12 protein-coding genes and 2 pseudogenes are annotated in these 21142 nt (G+C 50.7%); 4 read left to right on the forward strand and 10 right to left on the reverse strand.

Annotation, left to right across the window (positions count from 1 at the left end):
* Positions 1–487: 487 nt before the first annotated feature.
* Positions 488–625 (forward strand): annotated as a pseudogene (locus tag AC3G2T_RS23815) (Tn3 family transposase); the annotation flags it as partial.
* Between the two features lie 36 nt (positions 626–661).
* Here AC3G2T_RS23815 and AC3G2T_RS23820 read toward each other — a convergent pair.
* From AC3G2T_RS23820 to AC3G2T_RS23835, 4 genes and pseudogenes are all read right to left on the reverse strand, one after another.
* A complete protein-coding gene (locus AC3G2T_RS23820; RefSeq protein WP_488437130.1) occupies positions 662–823 on the reverse strand; it encodes a hypothetical protein in 162 nt (53 codons plus the stop codon).
* Between the two features lie 133 nt (positions 824–956).
* Entirely contained in the window at positions 957–1481 is a 525-nt protein-coding gene (locus tag AC3G2T_RS23825) for a DUF4303 domain-containing protein (protein ID WP_488437131.1), read from the reverse strand.
* Between the two features lie 425 nt (positions 1482–1906).
* Positions 1907–2542 (reverse strand): annotated as a pseudogene (locus AC3G2T_RS23830) (Tn3 family transposase); the annotation flags it as partial.
* A 295-nt stretch (positions 2543–2837) separates the two neighbouring features.
* Positions 2838–3782 (reverse strand): helix-turn-helix transcriptional regulator, encoded by a 945-nt coding sequence (locus AC3G2T_RS23835; protein ID WP_488437132.1) that lies wholly within the window; start codon positions 3780–3782, stop codon positions 2838–2840.
* A gap of 249 nt (positions 3783–4031) precedes the next feature.
* Here AC3G2T_RS23835 and AC3G2T_RS23840 point away from each other — a divergent pair, with 249 nt between their 5' ends.
* From AC3G2T_RS23840 to AC3G2T_RS23850, 3 genes are all read left to right on the forward strand, one after another.
* Positions 4032–4355: a hypothetical protein gene (locus AC3G2T_RS23840; protein WP_488437133.1), complete on the forward strand. Its 324-nt coding sequence runs from the start codon at positions 4032–4034 to the stop codon at positions 4353–4355.
* Positions 4356–4427: 72 nt separating this feature from the next.
* On the forward strand, positions 4428–5528 hold the full coding sequence (locus tag AC3G2T_RS23845) for a DNA alkylation repair protein (RefSeq protein ID WP_488437134.1): 1101 nt from the start codon (positions 4428–4430) through the stop codon (positions 5526–5528).
* A 42-nt stretch (positions 5529–5570) separates the two neighbouring features.
* A complete protein-coding gene (locus AC3G2T_RS23850) occupies positions 5571–6434 on the forward strand; it encodes an NAD(P)-dependent oxidoreductase (protein ID WP_488437135.1) in 864 nt (287 codons plus the stop codon).
* 470 nt (positions 6435–6904) lie between these two features.
* Here the strand turns inward: AC3G2T_RS23850 and AC3G2T_RS23855 are convergent, their stop codons facing one another.
* The 6 genes from AC3G2T_RS23855 to AC3G2T_RS23880 form a co-directional block, all read right to left on the reverse strand.
* On the reverse strand, positions 6905–7492 hold the full coding sequence (locus AC3G2T_RS23855; protein WP_488437136.1) for a pentapeptide repeat-containing protein: 588 nt from the start codon (positions 7490–7492) through the stop codon (positions 6905–6907).
* A 24-nt stretch (positions 7493–7516) separates the two neighbouring features.
* Positions 7517–7942 carry a hypothetical protein gene (locus AC3G2T_RS23860; protein ID WP_488437137.1) on the reverse strand — a complete coding sequence of 142 codons (426 nt, stop codon included), beginning with the start codon at positions 7940–7942 and terminating at the stop codon, positions 7517–7519.
* A gap of 11 nt (positions 7943–7953) precedes the next feature.
* Positions 7954–9003 (reverse strand): hypothetical protein, encoded by a 1050-nt coding sequence (locus AC3G2T_RS23865; RefSeq protein ID WP_474680939.1) that lies wholly within the window; start codon positions 9001–9003, stop codon positions 7954–7956.
* A 27-nt stretch (positions 9004–9030) separates the two neighbouring features.
* On the reverse strand, positions 9031–9663 hold the full coding sequence (locus AC3G2T_RS23870; protein ID WP_488437153.1) for an SMI1/KNR4 family protein: 633 nt from the start codon (positions 9661–9663) through the stop codon (positions 9031–9033).
* Positions 9664–9809: 146 nt separating this feature from the next.
* On the reverse strand, positions 9810–13574 hold the full coding sequence (locus tag AC3G2T_RS23875; protein ID WP_488437138.1) for a Tc toxin subunit A-related protein: 3765 nt from the start codon (positions 13572–13574) through the stop codon (positions 9810–9812).
* Between the two features lie 15 nt (positions 13575–13589).
* A complete protein-coding gene (locus tag AC3G2T_RS23880) occupies positions 13590–21116 on the reverse strand; it encodes a neuraminidase-like domain-containing protein (RefSeq protein ID WP_488437139.1) in 7527 nt (2508 codons plus the stop codon).
* Positions 21117–21142: the final 26 nt, after the last annotated feature.

A 21142-nucleotide genomic window follows, 5' to 3' on the forward strand; every position in this document is an offset into this window, starting at 1 on the left:
CTCCTAAATTATATTTTGTAAAATAAGTAGCCATCTACACAATAATTTAAAAAAATAAACGAATACATAGCAAATTCATAGCTTTGACAGCTGCTTTTCAACGTTTTCAAAAGCATGGGTCAACAGAGAAACAAACATGGCTTTTTCGTCATCTGACATACCTTGGGTGACCAATTCTTCAGATTTCGATAAGGCACCACTCCTCACGCCCGTCGGCAGGGTTACTATTGCGCGTGATAAATCCGGATTTCCCCAGACCGTTCATGTCGAACACACTTTGCATAGGTTTCCCCTTGGATTCGTGTAGATGTCTACACTATATATTCAGTTTTTAGTTTTGTCAATGAGAAGTTTCAGATGTGTCGTTGTGCTGTTGACGATGTTACCTCATCGTGTCACCTTAAAGATATGACACAGGAGAAGATGATGACATTGATTCGGATACCGGTCATCATTATTTGCCGATATCCGAAGTGGTGAATGCGATTTTCGCGTTCGGATGCAAGAGATTTGGGGCAATGCCACGACATCCTGTGCATCGGATTCTAAAAAATTCGGCGCATGGGATCAAAATCTTATGACGGAATGGCATATCCGGTACCGCGGCCGCGGCGTTATGATTTTTTGACACGTTGAGAAGAACTCGACAGTCGTTGGAAGTCTATTCAAAACTTGCAACTACCGATGCCCAGCAGGAACTGTCGTTATCCGACAGGTCCTTAGCAGTAAAGGCGGCCATGAAATTGGCGGTCTTATCCATCTGCTGTTCAAAAAAAATCGACAGGTCATCATCGATTACGTCACGCAACATCACGATTTCCATTTTACGTATTCTCCCGTTTGTTCAGTAAGAAAAAGCTGATCGGCGAAGATTAGTATTTGTCTCCGTTACAGTGAACAGGCAAGAAGTGATCAACATATTTTTCTTGTTCAGCGTCAAATAGTTACCGATTGCATCATCCAATTTGGGTGTACCAATTCCGGAATTCCAGAGCAAGTTCAGGTCTGCTCAATCGGGCAATCCATTCGGGTTCCAGTGCATGTGTGGTGTCCGATACGGCAAATACCAATACCCCCGATTCGTTCATATCAAGGAAAAAACCTTCCTTATTCAGCGAATCAAGCGCTGCCACACAGCACTCGTATACTTTCTCTTTAAATTGCTCGTGGCGTTCCGCCGATTTCATGCCCTTCACTTCGTTATACAATAGATTGGATATTTCCGAAAAACATTCGGCTCCTTCAAATTCATGATCCCATTCCCCCGGACTCCAGCGATAGTAAACGGCATCATCAGGGTCGCCGGCAATCATTTTGTTCAAGTGATCGGTTGAGTTTACCGCCGGACAAACGGTGATTGCGTCTGAGTCGGAATACAAGGCATAACCGCAAAAGCGCTGTCCTGGATATTTGTTTCTTACCCGTTCGAACGCCTCCTTGGCGGCCGCCTCGATTTTTGATTGCAGCACTTGAAAATCCATGTTTCTCTCCTTTGTTCTTGTTTAGTTTGCATAGTACACTTTACCGATTCTCCAAACTTCAAGCGAAGTCCTTCCTCCTGAAAAACCGAATTAATGTGAAATAATGATATAAATGATTCTATAAATTATATTATTTATATTTATTTGCGAATATATGGAAATTTAAAAATGTATTCGCATTTATGAGCGCGTTGGTATTATTTTTCTCGATTTCGGTAAGCGCATTTGCAGCTACTACATCTATTACAATTCCTGCTAATAATGTAACTGGAACACTTGGTTCCGTAAGTGATTCGCAAAACTATACATTTACAACGCCTACTGGATCCAAAAAGCATTTTTATTACAAAATAGATGGACCTTCTGACCAGATTTATAAAGTTTCTGTTTACAAAACAAACGGTTCCACAGCATCCGGCTCTGTCATTCAAAGCGCTGATTGCACTGATGATAATGTTCAATGCACTTGCCCGTTGGAGCTGATCTTGTAGCGCACGTTCTCGCAACTCGCCATGTTTGCCGAAGAAGATCGCTCTGGCCAATGCGTTCATCGCTTCCCCTTTGTTCAACCCCCGATGGATTTTTCGCCGAAGCGCCTCGCTCGATAGGTAATTCAGGATGAAGATCGTTTTCTCGATACGCCCCATTTCTCGCAGCGCGGTAGCCAAACTGTTTTGTCTTGCATAGGAACCGATTTTCCCCATAATGAGTGATGCTGAAACGGTGCCTTCCCGGATGGAGTGAGCCAGCCGGAGAACATCATCGTAGTTTTCCTGAATGATCTTTGTATGAATCTGTCCGCGCAACAGTTTCTCCAATTTAGGAAAATCGGAAGGTTTCCCGATAGCGTAGAGCTTGGAATCAGCCAAGTCGCGTAAGCGCGGTGCAAAGCGAAATCCAAGCAGATGCGTTAAACCAAAGACTTGATCGGTGTAACCGGCTGTATCCGTATAATGCTCCTCGATGGCCAAGTCCGTTTCATGGTGGAGCAAGCCGTCGATGACGTGTACGGCATCCCGAGCATTCGTATTGATGACTTTCGTGTAGAACGTGGAAACTTGTCCAATGACACAAAAGCTCCTTCAATGCCGACACAATAATGCCCTCATTCATTAAACAGATTCCCGATTGCCCGGACGTACCTATCTGCTGGAGATATCGTCATCCGGATTTGATGGTGTATTTGTGTCAAGCTCCCAGTCTGAGGGTGATTTCCTAACAGAAACGATTGACACAATTGTCCCCTCATTCTTCCACTAAGTCGTATAATGGGGCTAATTAATTTTAGGTTGGCAAGAACGACCAAACACCTCAAGGAGACTGCTGTTTTTGTGTTTAGTCTCGAGTGCACCACCTCTAATGTTCGTATTGTCTGATCATCTCCAGGAGCTTGCTTTGTATTTGTTCGCGGACAACTTGGGGACGCTTCACGTTTGCCTCCATGCCAAGGCCGAGGAAAAAATGTACCGCCCATCGTGCATATGATGCGCTCATCTTTGTGCGAATCGTGCCTGATCCGTCCTCATGCAGCTCAATCCCCTGGGTTAACCATAAGTCTGATCGGCATCGTCTCACACCCTCCGACGTCAAATCCACCTCAAGATCCAAGGTATCACTCTCATCCATTCGCATGATCCATGTCTGAATGTGCTCCTCAGCCATATTTAATCTCATGCTTTGGTCGGCCTCAAGCGAGAAATCCTTCACCCGATCCACGCGAAACACTCGATAATCCCCAGCCAAGAAGCAATAAGCCTGGCAGTACCATAACCCATTCATCGTATATAACCCGAGTGGTTGAATCATCCTTTCTCGGCGTGAAGAAGCTTCGTATATGATAGTGACGACGTACTGCTCCAATGCAGCTTCGAGCAGCTCCTTCAAGAAAAGAACTTCCATCTCATGTGGAGGTATCCAGAATACAAGCCGCTGTTGCATTCGTTCTATCTTTTGCTTTAGCTCACTCGACAGGAAATGAAAAAACTTGTGCAATGCGGTATCCACTTCATTATTAAAAGGAAGAGACTTGTAATTGTGTAACGATTGACAGGCAAAAAACAATGCGATTGCCTCATGTTCGGTAAAGCTAATGGGCGGCAGCACCTTCTCCCTCAGAACGCGATAACCGCCCCTGGGTCCTGCCTCAGAGTAGAGCGGCACACCCAGTTCACTCAGCTCCATCAAATCGCGAATCATCGTTCGGCGTGAAACGCCGCATTGGTCTGCCATCTCCTGTATTGTAAACTTCTTTCGTTCATTGACCAGCATGATAAGTTGAATGAGTCGCTGAGCTTTGTGCATGGACCGTTCCCTCCTTGTATTTTTTTAAAAAATAATAGTGTCACTACCTGGCACTATTATCCCGTATGCTTAATCTCGAAGTCAATATTTACACACCGAGGAGGATTCGGATATGCAATTCAGACTAAAGCATAACTATGGATGCATTCTTGGTCCTTCCGTCAGGGTAAGGGTTATGTGGCGATTACTGACTTTGATCAGTAGGTGTGAAGATACACTCAAATATGAAGACGGAGTGAGAATAAAAAGATGGAGCATAAAAATCAACAATACGTTATGGAAATTGTTTTGTTCGAATTGAGGGAGGGGACGGATAAACAACTCTTTCTCCAGGCAGCCGGCGCATTGAGTGAGGTGCTGCAAGCTGGCATACCTGGGTTTAAAGGGCGCACTTTGCTGCATACGCCAGACGAAATCCAATGGACGGACATCATATACTGGTCTGATATGGAAATGGCATTGTCAGCCATGGAGCAACTCAAGTTTGTACCAGCTTTCCAAAATTTTGTGTCGATGATTGATTCCAGGGAAATCACACAACGACATCTAATCCCTGCTAAGCTGAACATGTAGGGATTTTGTGGAGTTGGCCGGTTCCATTGCTCAATTGCCATCAAGATGATAAACCAAGAAAGGAGATGGAACATGGGAGATACATTTGCGGGTAAATATAATCTGGATTTTTTTAACCGATTTATGGTCATCGTCAAACTTAAATATCCTGCATTTGATTCAACAAAGTTTCTGAACTTAATTTACGATGATCGCTGGGAACAGGAACAATTGAAAGCGCGTATCCGGCATATAAGCACCTCTTTGCAATTGACCCTGCCTGTATCCTATAGCGACGCCTTAGCGGTCTTGGCCCAAATCGCTCCCCAATGTAGAGGAGTCGAATACTTGTTCTTTCCTGATTTCGTGGAAGTATACGGACTTGACGATTGGACAAATTCCATTCCTGCATTGGAACGATTCACCCCCTTTTCCAGTTCAGAGTTCGCCGTTCGTCCTTTTATTGTGCAAGATCCTGTTAGAATGATGGACCAGATGCTGCAGTGGGCAAGTCATCCCGATCATCACATCAGAAGGCTAGCCAGCGAGGGCTGCCGTCCCAGATTGCCCTGGGCAATGGCCTTGGATATATTCAAAGCTGATCCGTCGCCAATTGTGCCAGTATTGGAAAAACTCAAGCGGGATTCATCTGTCTACGTGCAGAAAAGCGTTGCTAATAATCTGAACGATATTTCCAAGGATCATCCCGAAAAGATCAAACAACTCGCCAGCGATTGGTACGGAGAGAGCTTGCAGACCGATTGGATTGTCAAACACGGATGTCGCGGTTTGCTGCGAAAAGGCGATCCAGACGTGCTTTCATTGTTCGGTTTTGAGATTTCACCGGATGTGACGGTAAGCGCTTTGTCGCTGGACGAAGAGACGCTGGCGATCGGCCAAACTCTCAACTTTTCTTTTTCGATCCGGACCAATTCCTCTGCATCCCAGAGGCTACGGGTCGAGTACGCGATTGATTTTGTCAAAGCGAACGGTACGACATCGAGAAAGTTATTCAAAGTAACAGAAAGCAACTACAACAAAGCAGAGCGGCAATACGTACGGACCTACCATTTCAAGGATTTGACGACCCGCAAGCATTATCCGGGCAAGCATAGGTTATCTGTAATCATAAATGGAAAAGAGCTAGCGGTAACGGATTTTCACGTTACCTCTACCACAGAGCCCTCGTGGTAACCAACGTAAGGAATAAGAACTTTATAACATGGAGGAAACAATATGAGTAAAGTATCAGTAATTGGTTTAGGATCAATGGGTGCAGCACTGGCTCGAGTGTTGCTTCAATATGGCTATCGAGTTACAGTATGGAACCGATCGAGCGCAAAGGCGGAGCTGCTCGTCAAAGAAGGTGCTATCCTTGCCCCCAGTGCGGCTTCTGCTATAAGTGCAAGCACGGTGTCAATTATCTGCGTCTCTGACTATAAGGCTTCGTACAGTATTTTGGATACAGAGGACGTTAGACCGGTCCTCGCCGGACGCGTTCTTGTCCAGTTGAGCACAGGCAGCCCCCAGCAAGCACGTGACAATGAAACATGGGCCCAAGAACACAATGCGGAATATCTCGACGGAGCCATAGCGGCTTCACCGCCCCAGATGGGTAAGCCGGACGCTACAATCTTCACATCAGGCTCCATAACCGCTTTTCAACAGAGTGAGCCGTATCTTAAATGTCTGGCCGGAAATGTGCCTTATCTTGGAGAGCAGGTTAGCGCAGCGTCTTCGACAGAATTGGCGTTTCTTTCATACTTATTTGGTTCGTATATCGGATTTTTCCATGCGGCACGTATCCTTGAATCGGACGGCCTACGCGTGGATGCTTTCGGGTCCATGATCGCTCAGGTTTCGCAGGTTGTCGGTAATGTCATCAAGTATGAGAGTGAAGTGATTCAAACAGAAACATACGATAATCCACAGAGTTCCATAAATATGTGTATGACGACAGTGGAGCTCTTCATGGAACAAGCACGTGAAGCTGGCATTAACGATGAATTTCCGGTATTTGCTCAAGGACTTTTCAGGAAGGCCTTGGATGCTGGCTACGGACATGAGGAACTCGGTGCCCTTATTAAAGTGATTCGATAGGATACCGATGATTCTAACGCCGCCTGCTCTAATTCGGAGAAACGTACAGCGAAACGAAGCTTGAACGAACGAAAGATGTTTGAAGCAATTATCCTTTCATAATCTGAAAGCGGTAATTCCTGTGCAAAGGAATTATCGCTTTTTTGCAAGTAAATTTCCTTAGCGTATATTTTTGTTAAAATGTTGGCGGTACCCCTTGTACAAGTGTACGGTCAGAATTATGTGGCTAGCTCAGATCATACGTTTTACATTACTGCTTACTACGGCAACTAGTAAAGCATAACAGGATCGAGAGACCCTCACCTCTTGACGCTGTTAAACAGAAAGAACCCCGCGAACCATTTATCTTTGGAGATCGAGTTATCGATACAAAGATTAAATGAGGAGTAGGGTTCTTTTTTTGTAAATCAAGGCAGTCTGGACTATCGACAAAAATGCCGTTTCAACGCGACAGAAATCACCACCTCTATTCAGTCAACAATAGTAAGCCCGGGAATTCTCTGCAAAAGCGCGCGTATTTCGCTCAAAGGCAAACCGCTTTTCTCAGCCAATGCACTGGCATCACCAAATACAGCGACACATTCCCGATCCTGATCCGCATAAATATCCAAAATCAGGCCGATCTTGTTCGGCCATTGTTGTGAGATTACAAAATCCCGCGCTTCCGCCGGATTCAACAGGTAAAAGCATGGCCATTTGGGAATAAGAATCCCGCTCATGTCACAGTTCAACATTCGGCATTCGTGCATGCGGGCAGATGAAAAATCGCACTCTGACACGGATGATCTGTCCATATCTTCCCAATCGCCAAAATCACAGCCGGAATAATTGCCCATGAACTTGACGCGCAAGAAATGTACGCCCTGAAAATGAAAGTCCTTCAAGGCTTTCTTTTGATCGAAAACTCCTCCATACATCCTCACTCCGGCAAAAGTCATCCCTCGCGTATCAGCCTCCGAAATTACGGTGCAATCATGCAGTTCCATGTTCGGGCCCAAAATAGTTACCTGATCCCGCTTAAGCTCAATCGTTTGGCTGGAAAGCACTTGAATATTCATCTTTTCTCCTTTGTCTTGCACCATTTATGTTGATAAATCAATATCTCCAGTATATTCTATCGTATACCAATTAACGGAAATTAGGAAGGTAAGACTCTCGTCAGAAATGAAATACTCCATACCATGACTATTTTCCATCAATAGGGAAATATTTTTTGCGTCATCAACTATCACAACATCGCACTTATTTATAAAGTTTTGCTCGAAAAATAGGAATGCAGGGGCGCTTTTCATGAATAAGGAAAAGGAAAATTCGTTCGCGTCTGCGGACACTTTATTTGCACTTTCACCGATGGAAAGGTGCCCTTCCGTCTTCCAAGGCTTATATTTTTCGAGTACCGTGAAAATATATTCGCAGCCCTGCTCCTTCGGAAGCAAGGCCGCTTTTATGGACATCAGCTCCGCGACGCGCATCAACTCTTTCGCATGACTAAATTTATGCAAATCCATGGCTTATCACCTCAGATATGATTTTTGCCGCCGCTTGCCCAGACCTGCAATTCTAATTCTTGCTTTATGCCCATTTCCATTCTCGTTCTTAATTGCACATACTTTTCCATCATCGGATGATCGTATCCAAAGAAAGTGCTGATTCTGCCTGTCAACGTGTCATCCTCATGCTCATTACCCCACTGAAACAACTCCTGGTAGAGGTCGATTACAGACTCTTGATTGAGCGGAGAAAACCTTACAGGGTGCGGAACATCAGCCAATTTGAATTCCAACAGATCGTGCAAAACATGAAGCCAGTGTTCCATCGTTCGTTTATCAGGGGTGTGGGCTTTGAGATCCGAGATGAGTTCACTGAACGTTAGCTCGACCATTTGCATGGACATGTAGCCCCACCAATGGCTCCCCGTTCCATTGCCGTACATTTCCCAAAACGGCTCCATTAATATAGATTTAATTTGCTTTTTCTGCGTACTGCCAAACATGGAGATGCCAAGGATCAGCCCCGCATTGCAATCCGTTGATGCCTGTTCTCCCCACGCAAGCAGCCTGGGAACGATTTGTTCATTAGCGAATTTAAAGCTCAGAGCGGGTAAAAGTTCAGGGAAAAGCGGCTGCCCGTATACCTTTTCCAACTCGCTCTCCAACCGTTCCCGATGCGATTCACAAGGAAGGTGCAGCAGCCCGAGACAAGCATCTGTACAAAGATGCCATTCGTTAACACCGATGCAATCCACCATATAATCGATATATTTCTCATACCCCAAATACCCCATCACATGAAGAACCTCGCTGGGCATTCCTTCCTTAAGCCGCCCCTGCTCAAAGCAAAAACGATCGATCTCCTCCGCCATGGCCAAGTCTCCGCATCTCATAACAGGGTCAAGCAGCAGCGTGTACCTGTAATCGGAAGGCTGCTCTGCGAACATTTGAAATAAAGCCGCTGCATCCTCCCGGGCTCCATACTTAGAGGTTATGCGGCAATAGGATGCAAGAACGCCTGCATCTATCTTTTGACCGGATCTCAACAGTTGAATAAGCTTTTCTGTGTTTGGAATCATCGCTACACTCCTGTTTATATGTATGACCTACCAGAATCGGCGCTCTTCCAGCGGTACCTCCCAAACGATTTCGTCGAGCCATGCCTCGTACCACTGCAAAAAGGACATATGGCCAAGATCTTCGCCTGAGAGTGTTTCAGGGAATACTCCGCCAAAATCTCCGCGGTAGTCGCTCCACACTTTTCCATATTCGCTACCTTTTACAACAAGTAGGCCCAGGCCACCGCCGCCCCAATCGCATACACGGATAGCACCGGCTATCCGGTCGACCGAAAAGTAATATTCCATCAAATCGTCTTTATTTGGGGAACCCTCCTCCATTGCGCGTCTTAGTGGCTCATAGTTCCAAGCCGATACATACGCGAAATCTTTTCCAGTATGAATGGTATCATGATTTCCTGCGGGTATCCGCGGGTCTATGATCGTTTCCGCGCTAAGCGGAACGATTCCACGGCCGGGACCAAACCCTCCATTCCCTATTTCGGACAAAAAACACTTGAAGTCATCGGGAATTTTAATATTCAATTTTTTCTCAAATAAAGAGATTTCATCAACGTTGAGCGTAGGATTAAAAGATATTGCTTCCTGCTGAGGAGGAAGCGTTATTTTTTTCTTCCTAATTTCATTTATTTTTTGCAAAATGGATTGAACAGACATCATGAGCACTAGCGCACACTCCTTTAGAAGCGTCTTATGACATCATTCTACCATGCAACTCTCTTTTGCAAAAATGATTGCTCGGCTATAAAAAAAAGTCCACCGAAAGGTGAATAACCTTCCATTGGACTTTTCCTTTCACTCTGCAGCTATTCGCTGCTCCATGTCACCGCAATCCACACATCCGCCAACTCTTTGCTTTCAAAAAACAGGTCCAGCTTGCTTTCCGCACTTTCCGGCACGGCAATCTCATGCACGCCGCCGCTGAACTTGCCGATGAGCAAATTGCCCATTCGCTTGTCCTGCACAAGCGTCGATTTCTTCGTTCGATCGGCCGTTTCGTAGACATCCAAGCTGGCGGGAGACGAATGCGGGGTGCGGACAATCAAATCGAATCGCTGCATGGTTACTTTCCCCCGGCTCCAAAACGGAAAGTGCTCCGCGCGAAAATCGAGCGAAAGATTGTAAAGCGGATTGCCCCCCTCCGGACTCTGACTTTGGCTTTGGCGCTGGAATTTCGCCCATTCCGTCGGGAACTCGTGGCGTACGGAGAACAGACGCACGGAGCCCGGGGCGAGCGCTTCCTTAATCAAAGATTTCAAGTTTTTGACGGCATCATCGCGTAACCGGGCGCCACCTTCGCGCGCCGTGTAGCGGATATGCAGGATGACGTCGCTAATCGAGTTGTAATCGAACTGGCGATGATCGCTCGGCAGCTCCAACTGCCATTCGCTGATGACACCGGAGTTCTCGAACGGCAAATACCGCTCGTCGCGAAGATTAGTTTCGAACAGTCCGCTGTCGTTCTGGGCCGTGCTCGTAACGATCGCCTGCATGCTCCCGTAGTAATCGCTGAACCGGTTGTCCTCGCCTTCCCGATTGCGCGCATAGCTGTCCCCCATGCCCGCGTCTTTGCGAATCGAGCTTTTGTTCAGCTTCAGGGTGCAATTCACCGAAGTGTAAGGACCGGCCACGCAAGGAATGCTGATGGCCACGTTTTTGATGCGGCGGAAAAAATGCCCAGGCCCATCCATATCAAAAAGCTCTTCAGGCAGCGATACCGTACATGTCCCTGCAGTCCGAAGCTGCAGCAGCGCCATCGGGTCCAATTGCACAAGGCTAACGTGCTTCGTAAGCTCGTATTCGCGCTGGTTCTGCTCGTGATAGGCCATCTCCATCCGCTTCAAATCGAGATAGAGCTTTTCACCGGCCAACAATCCTTCTTTGCCGGACATGTAGCCGAATTGCAAAAACGTCAAATCCGGCTTTCCCAGCTCGTGCTGCAGCGCCCGTTCGGCTTTCTTCGCGATATCGAAGGCGAATTGGAATACTTGCGCATACATGCCGCGAACTTCGCGCTTCAGCCACGTATAAAAGGCTTGGTTTGTTTTTTTGCCGTTCTTTTCGTTGGTGAGAAAGTTTTCGATTTCCTGCGAATGCTCCATTTGCTTCTGGTGATTGAGCCACTCGCGCTGGGCGATGTTCTCGCGAATTTGCGCGGCGCGCAGTTGTTTGAAAATTTGGTTGATTTCGCCGGCGGCGGCATTGCTCTGCTGCCCCCAGTCCTGCTCCCGGCGGGTGTAAGCGCCTATTTTGGCGGCGCGCCCCGCTTCATAACTCAAACGGTCGGAAATTGCGAGCGCGACGTTTGCCGCAAACCGGCTCACTTGCGACAGTTTGGAACCGCCGGAGATGTTGGTAGATCCTCCAAGCCCCCAGTAATGGAGATTAATTTTGAAATCGGGAATTAATGACAGCCCTTGTGCCGAAAGGTTCAAAAGCTTGATCGCATCCTGGATGCCGCGCGCCTGATCCGATTTGTCCAATTCTTCCGCCTCGTATTTGTTCACGATTTTGCCGCCGGAATCGCCCAGGTCTTGGGCAATGTCGATGTCTGCGGCGCGGTGCTGCAATTCCGGTTCGACGCTTTTGAACTTTAATTTGTCCAAAAGGCTCGTGTCCAGCGGATCAAGACCCGGAATTTCGATTTCGCTCTCCTGTTTGCCGAGCATCCGCTCATAGTAAATAAATCGATTGGCGGCATTGGCAAGTGAAGTTTCCAGCCCTTCGCGGCTTTTGATTGCCTCTTGCCATTGCGCGTACTTCACTTGATGGATCAGACCCATCATTTCTTTCTCGTGTTTGGCGCGCAGAATCGACAGCGCCTCGTTGTCCTCTTTCTCCATCGCCGACAGCAGGCTGCCGCCCAGCGATTTGACCTCTTGGCAAACCTCGGCTGCCTTTTGCACGAGCAGTTGAAAGCGCACTAATGGCAGCGGCTGGTTGACCCCTGCGACTACGCCTCCCGCATCAAGGCCCGAGGCGGCCGCGCGCGCCAGCAAGGCCGGGTCGATAGGCGGCTCGAACAGCGGCAGCTGGCGGAAAATGCCTTGCAGGTTCAAGCTGTTGCGGATTTTGAACAATCGGTCCGCTACCGTATCCCAGTAGCCCATCAACTTGTCGTTATGCGGCACGCAAAAATAGAGAGATGTGCCGATGCTGCTTAACGCCGCGAATTGGTCGCTTGAACCGCCCGCCTGGGGAAACGGCGCCAGGTCAAACAGGATCTCGCTTTCCATTTTTACCAGCGTGTTGCCGAGCTCATCCCATTTGTCGCGCACGCGAGCATAGGTGAGCGGCGCCAAAGAAGCTTTTTTGGGCACGGCTTGCGGACGCTCGCCCAAAATCAGCGCAGCAAGCACATAAATTTGCGTCGCCTCGTTAATCGACTCGCCGGAATCCTGGCGGAACAGATCGTCCCCCCATGAGATGAGATTGTCCAAATAAGCCATGACGGCCTTGTACATATACGCCGTCTGGCGGTAGCGCGCGACGAGGTGAGGGCGAAACGGCGAATCCTTCCATGCGCCGATACTGTTGATCGTATCTTGTTTCAAAAGCGAATCGGCCCCCGAGGACAAATTCATGAGGATGTCTTCGATTTGCTTGACTTCGGTGTATTGAAACGGCTTCACCTTCCAGTATCGCTCGGGAACCGCCCCGTCGCTGCTGTCCGTCGGATCGAAAATGAAATGGAACCAACGCTGGGCGTCCTCGTAGCGCTGGTTTTTGCTTAAATGAACGGCTACTGCCATCGGCACATGATAAAACAATTCCCAATTATAGATGGAATAGGCTCCGCCGGACGTGAAATCAAGATCGCGCACCGGATACGGCTGTTGAACCGCTTCGGTCGGAGTATATTGCGTTTCGGTAAATATATCCCGGTACAAAACAGGACGCGGCTTGCCTCCCAGCAGCTGTACATCGGTCCCGATCGGCACTTCCACGACGCTTGGCTCTGTAAGCCGGCGCAGCTTGCCGTCTTCGCCAATGATAACGACCGCTTCGGGCAAGGTTACTTTTGCGGCGTCCAACAACGAAACGATCTCACCGATGTCGAGATCGGCGGTTGTGCCGTCATTTTGCAATACGCGCGTGCCATGCTGCGAATCGTGGGCAATGACGCTGCCGGGCAGGACAGCCTGATTGCCGCCTGCAAGCTTGATTTTGACGCTGTCCGGCAGCGTTACCGCGACGCTGCCCTGGAGTGTAATCGCCTCCGATTCGGTCGGCCGGGCGGGTTTGGGTATCGTCAGCGCAAGTCCGATAGGCAGCGCGATCCGATAGCTGAACGGCAGCGTCTGAAAGGTGCCGTCGTCGTTCGCTTTGTATTCGGTGTCGGCAGCCTGCAATCCCGGTACCGATTGCTCGTTCAGCCGCTTGACCAGTTCGCCCACGTAAGGGTGAAAGTGCGAATAGAAGCGGTAACGCAGCGTACGGGTCAAGGTGATGATGTTGCGTTCGCCTGTCTCGGTTACGACGACATCCTCGGCGGCATTCAAATACCTCCGGGCAATGGAATCCATCACCCCGTGAAAAGGAGTCGTCACATCGTTTTTGGCACTATTCATATGAATTCTGCTCCTTTACCTTCTCAAATTAAAGCTACCGTTAACACTGGTGATGATGCGGGTATTCGGATCGGGATTTTGCAGCCGGCCTGCGCGTCCTACGACCGTACTGCCGAACATAACCGCAGTGTCGGGCTGGGCGAGCATATCCCGGTTCGGCTTGATCGCATGCAGCGCCGTCGGGTCAATCAGAGCAGGCAGCTTGTATTTGGGCGGAATGATCGGTACGAGCTGTTGCGGCGGGTGCTCGATAAAGTCCTTCCACTTGGGACGCTGCGATTTTCGGGTATGGCTGTAACCTTGCCACAAGTCGATTCTTGTCTCCGTCAGCGAAGGCTCGACAAAAAAAGTATGCAGGTCGTCGGCATAAAACACCGGGCTAATGAGCGGCACGAACTCCGCATTGGGAAAAGCCATGCGGTTGCCGCTCGGCAGCAGCGTATAATCGCCGATGTTCGACAAAATGGGTTGCGGTGCAGGCGGATCGGCTTTTGTGACGCCATCCGTCGTTTCCATTTTTTGCACGTACGTTACCGCCAAAGAACCCGTTCCCGTATAGCGGTTATACAGCTTCTCTTTGGCATAAGGGGAAACCGGACCGGGCATTCTTGGTTCTCCTTTAAGCTGGGGGAGGCTGTTTTTGCTAATGACGCGGAAGTATAATTTCAAGTTGAGCTTGTCCGCATTCAAATGGATCCGGATGGCGCCTTCCAAATCCGAATCCGGATTCTTTTCCTTAGACGCAGTCATAAATATTTGGCTTGGGTCGAACGGCGAGGATAAAGAAACGGTATAGTCAAGCCCGCTCGATTCGCGCACGGTCCAACTGCCTTGAAAGTATTCGGACCAATTCAGCTGGATGGACAGCTTTCGAGCCGTCACCCCCTGCGAAATCGCCGTCGCCGCCGTGACCAGTTTGTCGAAATGCAAGCCACCTAGTGCACCTTGTTCCGGCACCTGCGGCCCCTTCCCTGTTTCTTCCATTTTCTCCATGAACGTCAACCAAAATAAATGCAGTCGCTCGCGCCACATGACCGCTACGAGATGATCTCCGTCTATTTCGGCCGTCACGGGCTCCCACGGAGTCCACATCTGATGGGCGTAGCGGCGGTAAAAATATTGATGCGGCGACAAATAAGTGCGCCCGATGACATGCATGACCGGCGGGCCGAGCGGCTTCTCTTCGGCATACATCGTCACGATTTCCAGCCGCGCCAATTGGTCCAGCTTTTGCAGGTATACGTACAGCGCATCCTCGGCGAGCTGATTGGTCACATCGCCCTGCAGCAAACTACTCTCCAGTTCCTGGAATAAATGCGTTTTGTCATCGCGCCATTCCGTCTCCAGCCAATTTTCGGGAAACAGAAATATTTTGCGGTTCGCCTCCCACACCCGATAGCGTTTCATCCAGCTCCAGTGCTGCGCGTTCAGTACGGAAGGATGCACTTGCTTCTCCAAATTCAAAAAGCAGCGTTGAATGAACGTTTGCAGCGAAGAGATCGCCAGTCGCAGACGGGAAGTTTGTACGACAGGTTCGGTACCGGGATCGATCAGAAAATATTCGAACAGCTTCTCCACGCTGTCCAGCTCTTCGTTCATATGCATGATGCGCGCGACGAGCGCATCCCGCTGCCGCTGCCGCAAAGGATCAAAGACGGATTTGGCGATACGCTGCCAAGCCTCCGGTTCAAAGCGGGCCTTGACCGCATTGCGCACATTCATGGCGACGGGCGCGTCCGGACGCGGGGTCAGCCATCGCTTCAACGCTGCGGCCGACACGCCGAACCGCTCCAATATTTGCAGAGCATGCCACAAACTTTTCAAACGTACGACGCCGGCAAAATCGGCGGCTTCCGTCATCTTCAACATGGCCGCTGCCGCTTGAACTGCGTCAAGCCTCCGCCGCGTCATATCCGCTATTTTTTGGCACAAATCCTGTATGCCCGCGGCAATATCCGCCGTTGAACGATGCGCGGCCTCGAAAACGGCAATCAGGTCGTCGCCCCCGCCGGCCATCTCCTGCTTGAGCGCATCGTAATCCAGCAACCCCATTAATCCGGCGAAAAGCATGGCGGCAGAATCAGCGCTCTCATCGGCCTGCGTCGGCAGCAATCGCCAGTCCACGCTCCCGCAATCCGACGGGTGGGACAACATATGACGAACCTCCCGCTCGCTGAGGTTAAGCCCTTGCGCAAGCTGCAGCGCTTTGGCCAGCATAGTTTGCGAGCGCAATGCCCCGTCCAGCCCGGTTTGAGGAATCATAGCCACGAGCTGGTTGAGGGGCACTTTGGCCGTCGTCTCCCCTTTGATTCGCAATCGAAACGCTCCTTCTTGCAAGCTGCTTGCTTGCAGCGTCACTCTGTATAGCACACCTGACTTCAAGTCAACAAAGCCGCTTAGCTCAGCGCCGTCTTTTTCCGCCGTTCCGGACAAAATCGGTTCATCGGCCGTGTCGAATCGCATTTCGACCGCTGCGCCTTTCTTACCCAATATGGCGTAGAACCGGTAAGCGCCGTCCGAAGGAACTTCGATAGCGCCCTGCCACCGGGCTTCTGTGCATTTGTCGGCTGCCCGGATTTCGAACAGGCCGTCAATGTGCGGCTGCCCGGGAGCGGACGGCGTGAAATTCGCGGAGAATCCGCTCGCACCGAGCTCTTCAAACCGCGCTACAAGCGGCTCGTTGCCCGAATCGGGCAAAGCGAGAAACTCGCTGTTAGCCGTCAAGGTTTCGACGAGCACCGGATCGGCGCCGGTTTGCAGCGCCAAAGCCCGGATGATAGCCTGATGCGTCAGCTTCGCTTGCAAGAACGGCAAAATCTTTTTCACTAACCCGCTGCGTCTCTCTTCCCGCGTAACAACCGCTTCCCCGCCAAAAAAATCGTCAAACTTTAACAGCGCGTCATCAAAATGCTGGTCAAAGAACGCCTTGTATTGGTCTATCGATTTCGTCGCGATGTTATCGAGCAGCTCCGCAAACAATGCATGTGCGGCGGTGGCGGCCCGATCATCAGGCGCCGGTTGCGGCAATTGGTCCAAGAGCGCTTTTTTCGCCGCTGCGGTTAGCACGCCTGTATATGCTGCTTTTTGCAGCTCGCGCGTATCGTCATAAGAGACGGTTACTCCATTTTGACCGAATACCGCTGGGTCGAGACGATTCTCCGGAAGTACGTTTTCCTTTGTTGCGGTAAATACGACTTTATCCAGCAGCGTCTCCACGACATCGGGCGCAAACGCCATGGCCAACTTTTGCCGCAGCACATCATCGCTTATGTCGTTCCCGCCGCCAGGCACGGCAAAATCGCCGGCAATCGTCCGCAGTTCCGCTGCCAAAGTTCTGAGCCATGCCCCGTTGGCGCCTTTGTCCGCCCCGTATTTGCTGAGGGGATCGGCTTTGTGCCGGAATACGTACTCGAGATCCGGAATCGAGAATGCACTCGTTTTTAACTGCTGTGCGCGCTGCACGAATTCAATCGTATGCATGATCGGGTATTCGTTCCGCACATCCGCGCTTATACGGACAAACGGGTTCACGCCGCTTAACGTTTTCAATGCAATCAATTCGCCTATGGACAACTTTAATGCTTTCGCCAAAAGCCCGTAACGGTATAACAAGGAAACATTGGCGAGCGTGAGCGCCGCATTGCCGACATCGCCCTCGCCGCCAACATTGCCGTCCTGCAAAATTTGCGCAATCTCGCCGGCGGTTAGATTCAGCGCAGCTTGCAGAGCAGGCAGGTGATCGATAAGCGGCACATTGGAGCCGCCAAGGTAATGTCCTGATGGATCGTCGAAAACATCGTCGTCTTTCAGAATGCTGCGCGTTAAAAATAATTGCGCATACAACGAGTTTTTGCCCTTGACCGGCAAGTCGCCCCACAGCGTCAGAAGCTTGATTTTGCCAACGCCGATAAGCGCTTCGAGCTCTTTGAGCTGGGCAAGATGGACGACTGCCGTCCTCATCGCATTTCCTAACGATTGGTCGCTTACGACCTCGTTGTCGGGCAAGAAAAAGAAAGCTTTCAGAGTGCGATCCGTCTCCTCGATCGACCAGCCGAGCCGTTTCCATAGCCGAACGAACATATTCAGCTTCATCAAATCTATCGGCTTTACGACTTCATTCGGATTCGCATAGCTTAACTTCGTATCGTCGAAATTGCCTCCCGATCCCGAGTCCTTGAGCAGCAAAATGCGCTCGAATTTGCCATCGTCCCACGCACTATTCAGCCAACTTGCGGCATCGAATTGCGGCTGGAACTGCCCGGTCAGCAAATCAAGCCTCTTCTTCAATTCAGCCTCATCTTCCGGGGAGAGCGGTTCGTAACCTTCGTGTTTTTTGTAGCTGAACACCTGGCTTACTTCCAAACCGAGCTTACGCAGCGTTTCCAAAGCGCTCAGCTGCGGATTTACGAATTCCGTCTCCAACAACCGGACGAGTTCTTTGTAAGTCACGCCTAACCGATGCGAAAGCGTTTTGGCCGATAATAACGCCTCGATCGCTGCTTCGGCGGTGTCGTTTTCTTTGTCATAGCCGTATAGCTTCGGCCATTCCGCAATCCTGGGTGTCGTGTAAATGTCGTATTCGTTAGGGGAAATGCCGAGATACTCCGCAAAAACATGCTCGCGGTAATAGGCTTCCGCACCCGAATCGATCGGTGCGAAAACATCATCGCCGGTCCGGAACGAGTCCAGCACTTTCCAGAACGGCATGTCAAAATAGTCGCAGAAACGGCGAACGGTTTCCAACCACAAATCAAACGGCAAAGTTAGAGGATATACCGCGTTTTTTAACGTATCGTATACCTGAGGGATGATATGGTGCGGTTCGGCGATTAGCTCGGCCGACGGGGCTTCGCCCGTATCGTACACGGCGTTTTCGTCCATGCGATGATGGGCGACGTAATATTCCAAAATTTCGTTCACAAGATCGATGTAAGGCAGCGCCGTGTTCGTATTTTCGCAGGTCAACGGCAGATGCGGCAAATCCGGGCGGCGGAGAAGGAGCGCGTCATACGGTTTGAGGAAGTTATATTCGGGCCCTGTGTACTCCCGCTGATTGTGCCTCTCTTTCCAGTCCTTCATTATATGTTCCCAGTCTTGTTCCGCCGGATCGATAAAACGCAGCAAATCGACCATATATGCGGCCGGGCTCAGCACCGAGCGGCAATGCTCGCATTCGCAGTAATCCATGGAACCGAAAAGCGATTCCATCGACGGATACTCTTTAAGCAGCATTTTCAAATCTTCTTTCGTTTTTTGATGCCGTTCGATAGTGCCGGAAAGCGCCATCACCGGCGGGGTGCTGTCTATTTTTTTCGCCAGCGTATAGATGTTGAACGTGGAGGAATAAATTTGCATGCTTTTATCCCAGACGACTTCCGTTTCTGTGCGCGTGGCGAACTCCTCCCCGTATATTCTTACAAAATCCGCTTTCGGAATGGAGGCGATCTGGCTGGCCGACGTAAAACCGAGCGTGAGCAGCTTCGCCATCGTTTCGTCGCCGGGGGTCATCTGATAAACCCGGGTCAACAGCTTGGCGCCGTCCACGGCAAATTGTTTGTTTTCCTCGGAGAGACCTTCCAACACATCTCCATGCTGCTTCAAAAACGAATCCACCGGCGTTTGCCCAAGTTGAAACCCTTTATTCGCAGCACGTTTCAAAAACGATTGCACCGGCAAGTTCATCGCTTCACGCTGCGCGCCAAGCGTGAGGTCTTCATTTTCCAACATCCGGCCGATGACTTGGGTGGGGTAACTTTGCCGTACTTTGTGCGCCATGTCGCTTGCATACGCATCAAGGCGGTCAGCGGCTTCGCTTTGGGTATAGCCTGTCGGAATCAGCTTCGCTAACCGATCCCAATCCAGAACGCCGCTATCGGTCGCCAAGCCCTTGAGCCGGGTGATCCATGCTTCTTTTTTGTACAAATCTTTCTCGGCCAATTGCACCAAATTGTCCTGCGAGCCGATCTCATTTTGCAAGGACTCGATCAGCGGCGCGTTGTTCAATGTCAAGTAAGCCAATTTCCCCTGCAGCTGCAGATCGGCGATTTGTTCGCCCGGGATTCCGCTCGTCTTGGCTTCCTTCCAGAGGTCCTCGTCTTCTCCGTCGTGCATAAGCACCAGCTTTTCAAAAACCGCTTTATGCGCCGGCTCGATGCGCGCCCGGTCCAGCAGCTCTCCCACGCTGGACAACGTGCCGGGGACGATCAGATTGCGCCTCGTTCTCAGGGCATAGTCCGCGAACTGTTTGCCGGCTGCAGCCAGCCGCTCATTGTCGAAGGCAATGACGCCCGCCTCATTGGCGCGGGTCAATGCCGTCGCGAACGCATCCGGGCTCACCAATGCTAACGCTTCCGGATCGTCGGGCAATCCGGCGCGAAAAGCGCCATACAGCGCTTCTTGCGGAATGCCTGTTATGGCGTTCATTTGGACGGCCGAGGAAGCTCTGGCGATCAAGCGGGCATCCCAATCCGTGGATTGATACAGCATGGTCAAATCCTGCCGGTCTTCGCCCTCCGCAGCTTGGGCGAGCTTGCTCAAGTCCGCACCCGCGAACGTTTCCAAATCGGTCGCCAGCAGCGAAAATTCGTTGGCCAGGGATTTGACCGCGGACGGCGCGACGAGGTTCAGCACTTCGCTTCGGTCGGCATTAAATTTAGGATTGGAGAGGCGCACCTCGTTGTCTTGCCTATCCCACGTACGCACCTCGATATTGGCTGCCGCTCCGTTTATCTCGTACGGCAGCGCATAAAACCCGCGCTCGTCAGTCTCAATCTCGCCCAGCAGCGCCTCATCTTCGCCGAAGCCTTTGTTGACGATACGCAGCTTGATTTTCGCGCCCGGCAGCCCGTTATCCAGGACGATACGGCCTTCGACCCGTCTGGGATGGGCGGCATTGCCCGAAGTGATGGCAAGAGCGCTGCGCGTTGCGTCGTCAAACGCCCCGGTGCGGGCAAGATCGTATTTCGCTTGCAGCTGCAGCAGCGCATCGCGAGTCCCTACGCCGAAGATGCTCTCCGCCAGCTCGCTCTCCGGCAAAATAGCGCCTGCGCGGGCCAACTGCGCATGCAAGTCTTTTACGGCTTCGCCGCGCATGCCCAACGAAAGCGTCGGCGCCGGCGCCGGCGTTTGGCCGCATGTGCCGAGCTTCTCGTCGATCTTCGCCAAATAATCCGTACCGCGGTTAATAGCGGTTAACGTTTGGCTCTGCGCATTCAGCGCCTCGACTACTTGCGCCCAGCCGCCGTCGCCGAGCAATCCGGACTCGCGCAGCATGGCGTTGATCGCGCCGGCGGTCCGTTCGTCGACCGCACCCCCGCCTTCCATGCGCCGCTCCTCCTGAAAGATGCTGACCAGTTTACGGGTGGCATCCTTATAGACTTGCGCGGCGCGTTCGCGCTGCAGCTCGGCGCCAAGCTCCCGGCGGACCGCCTCATCGCCGGGCAAAATTTTGCCCCGGTCGAGCATCCATTGCAGCGCATCTTGCAAATCGGCCACTTCAGGGCCTTGTTTTCCCGGTTGCAGGGGGAAGATGATTGGGTTCATGATGATCCTCCTCGTAAAATCATGTT

This window comes from Paenibacillus sp. sgz302191 (genome assembly GCF_057749925.1).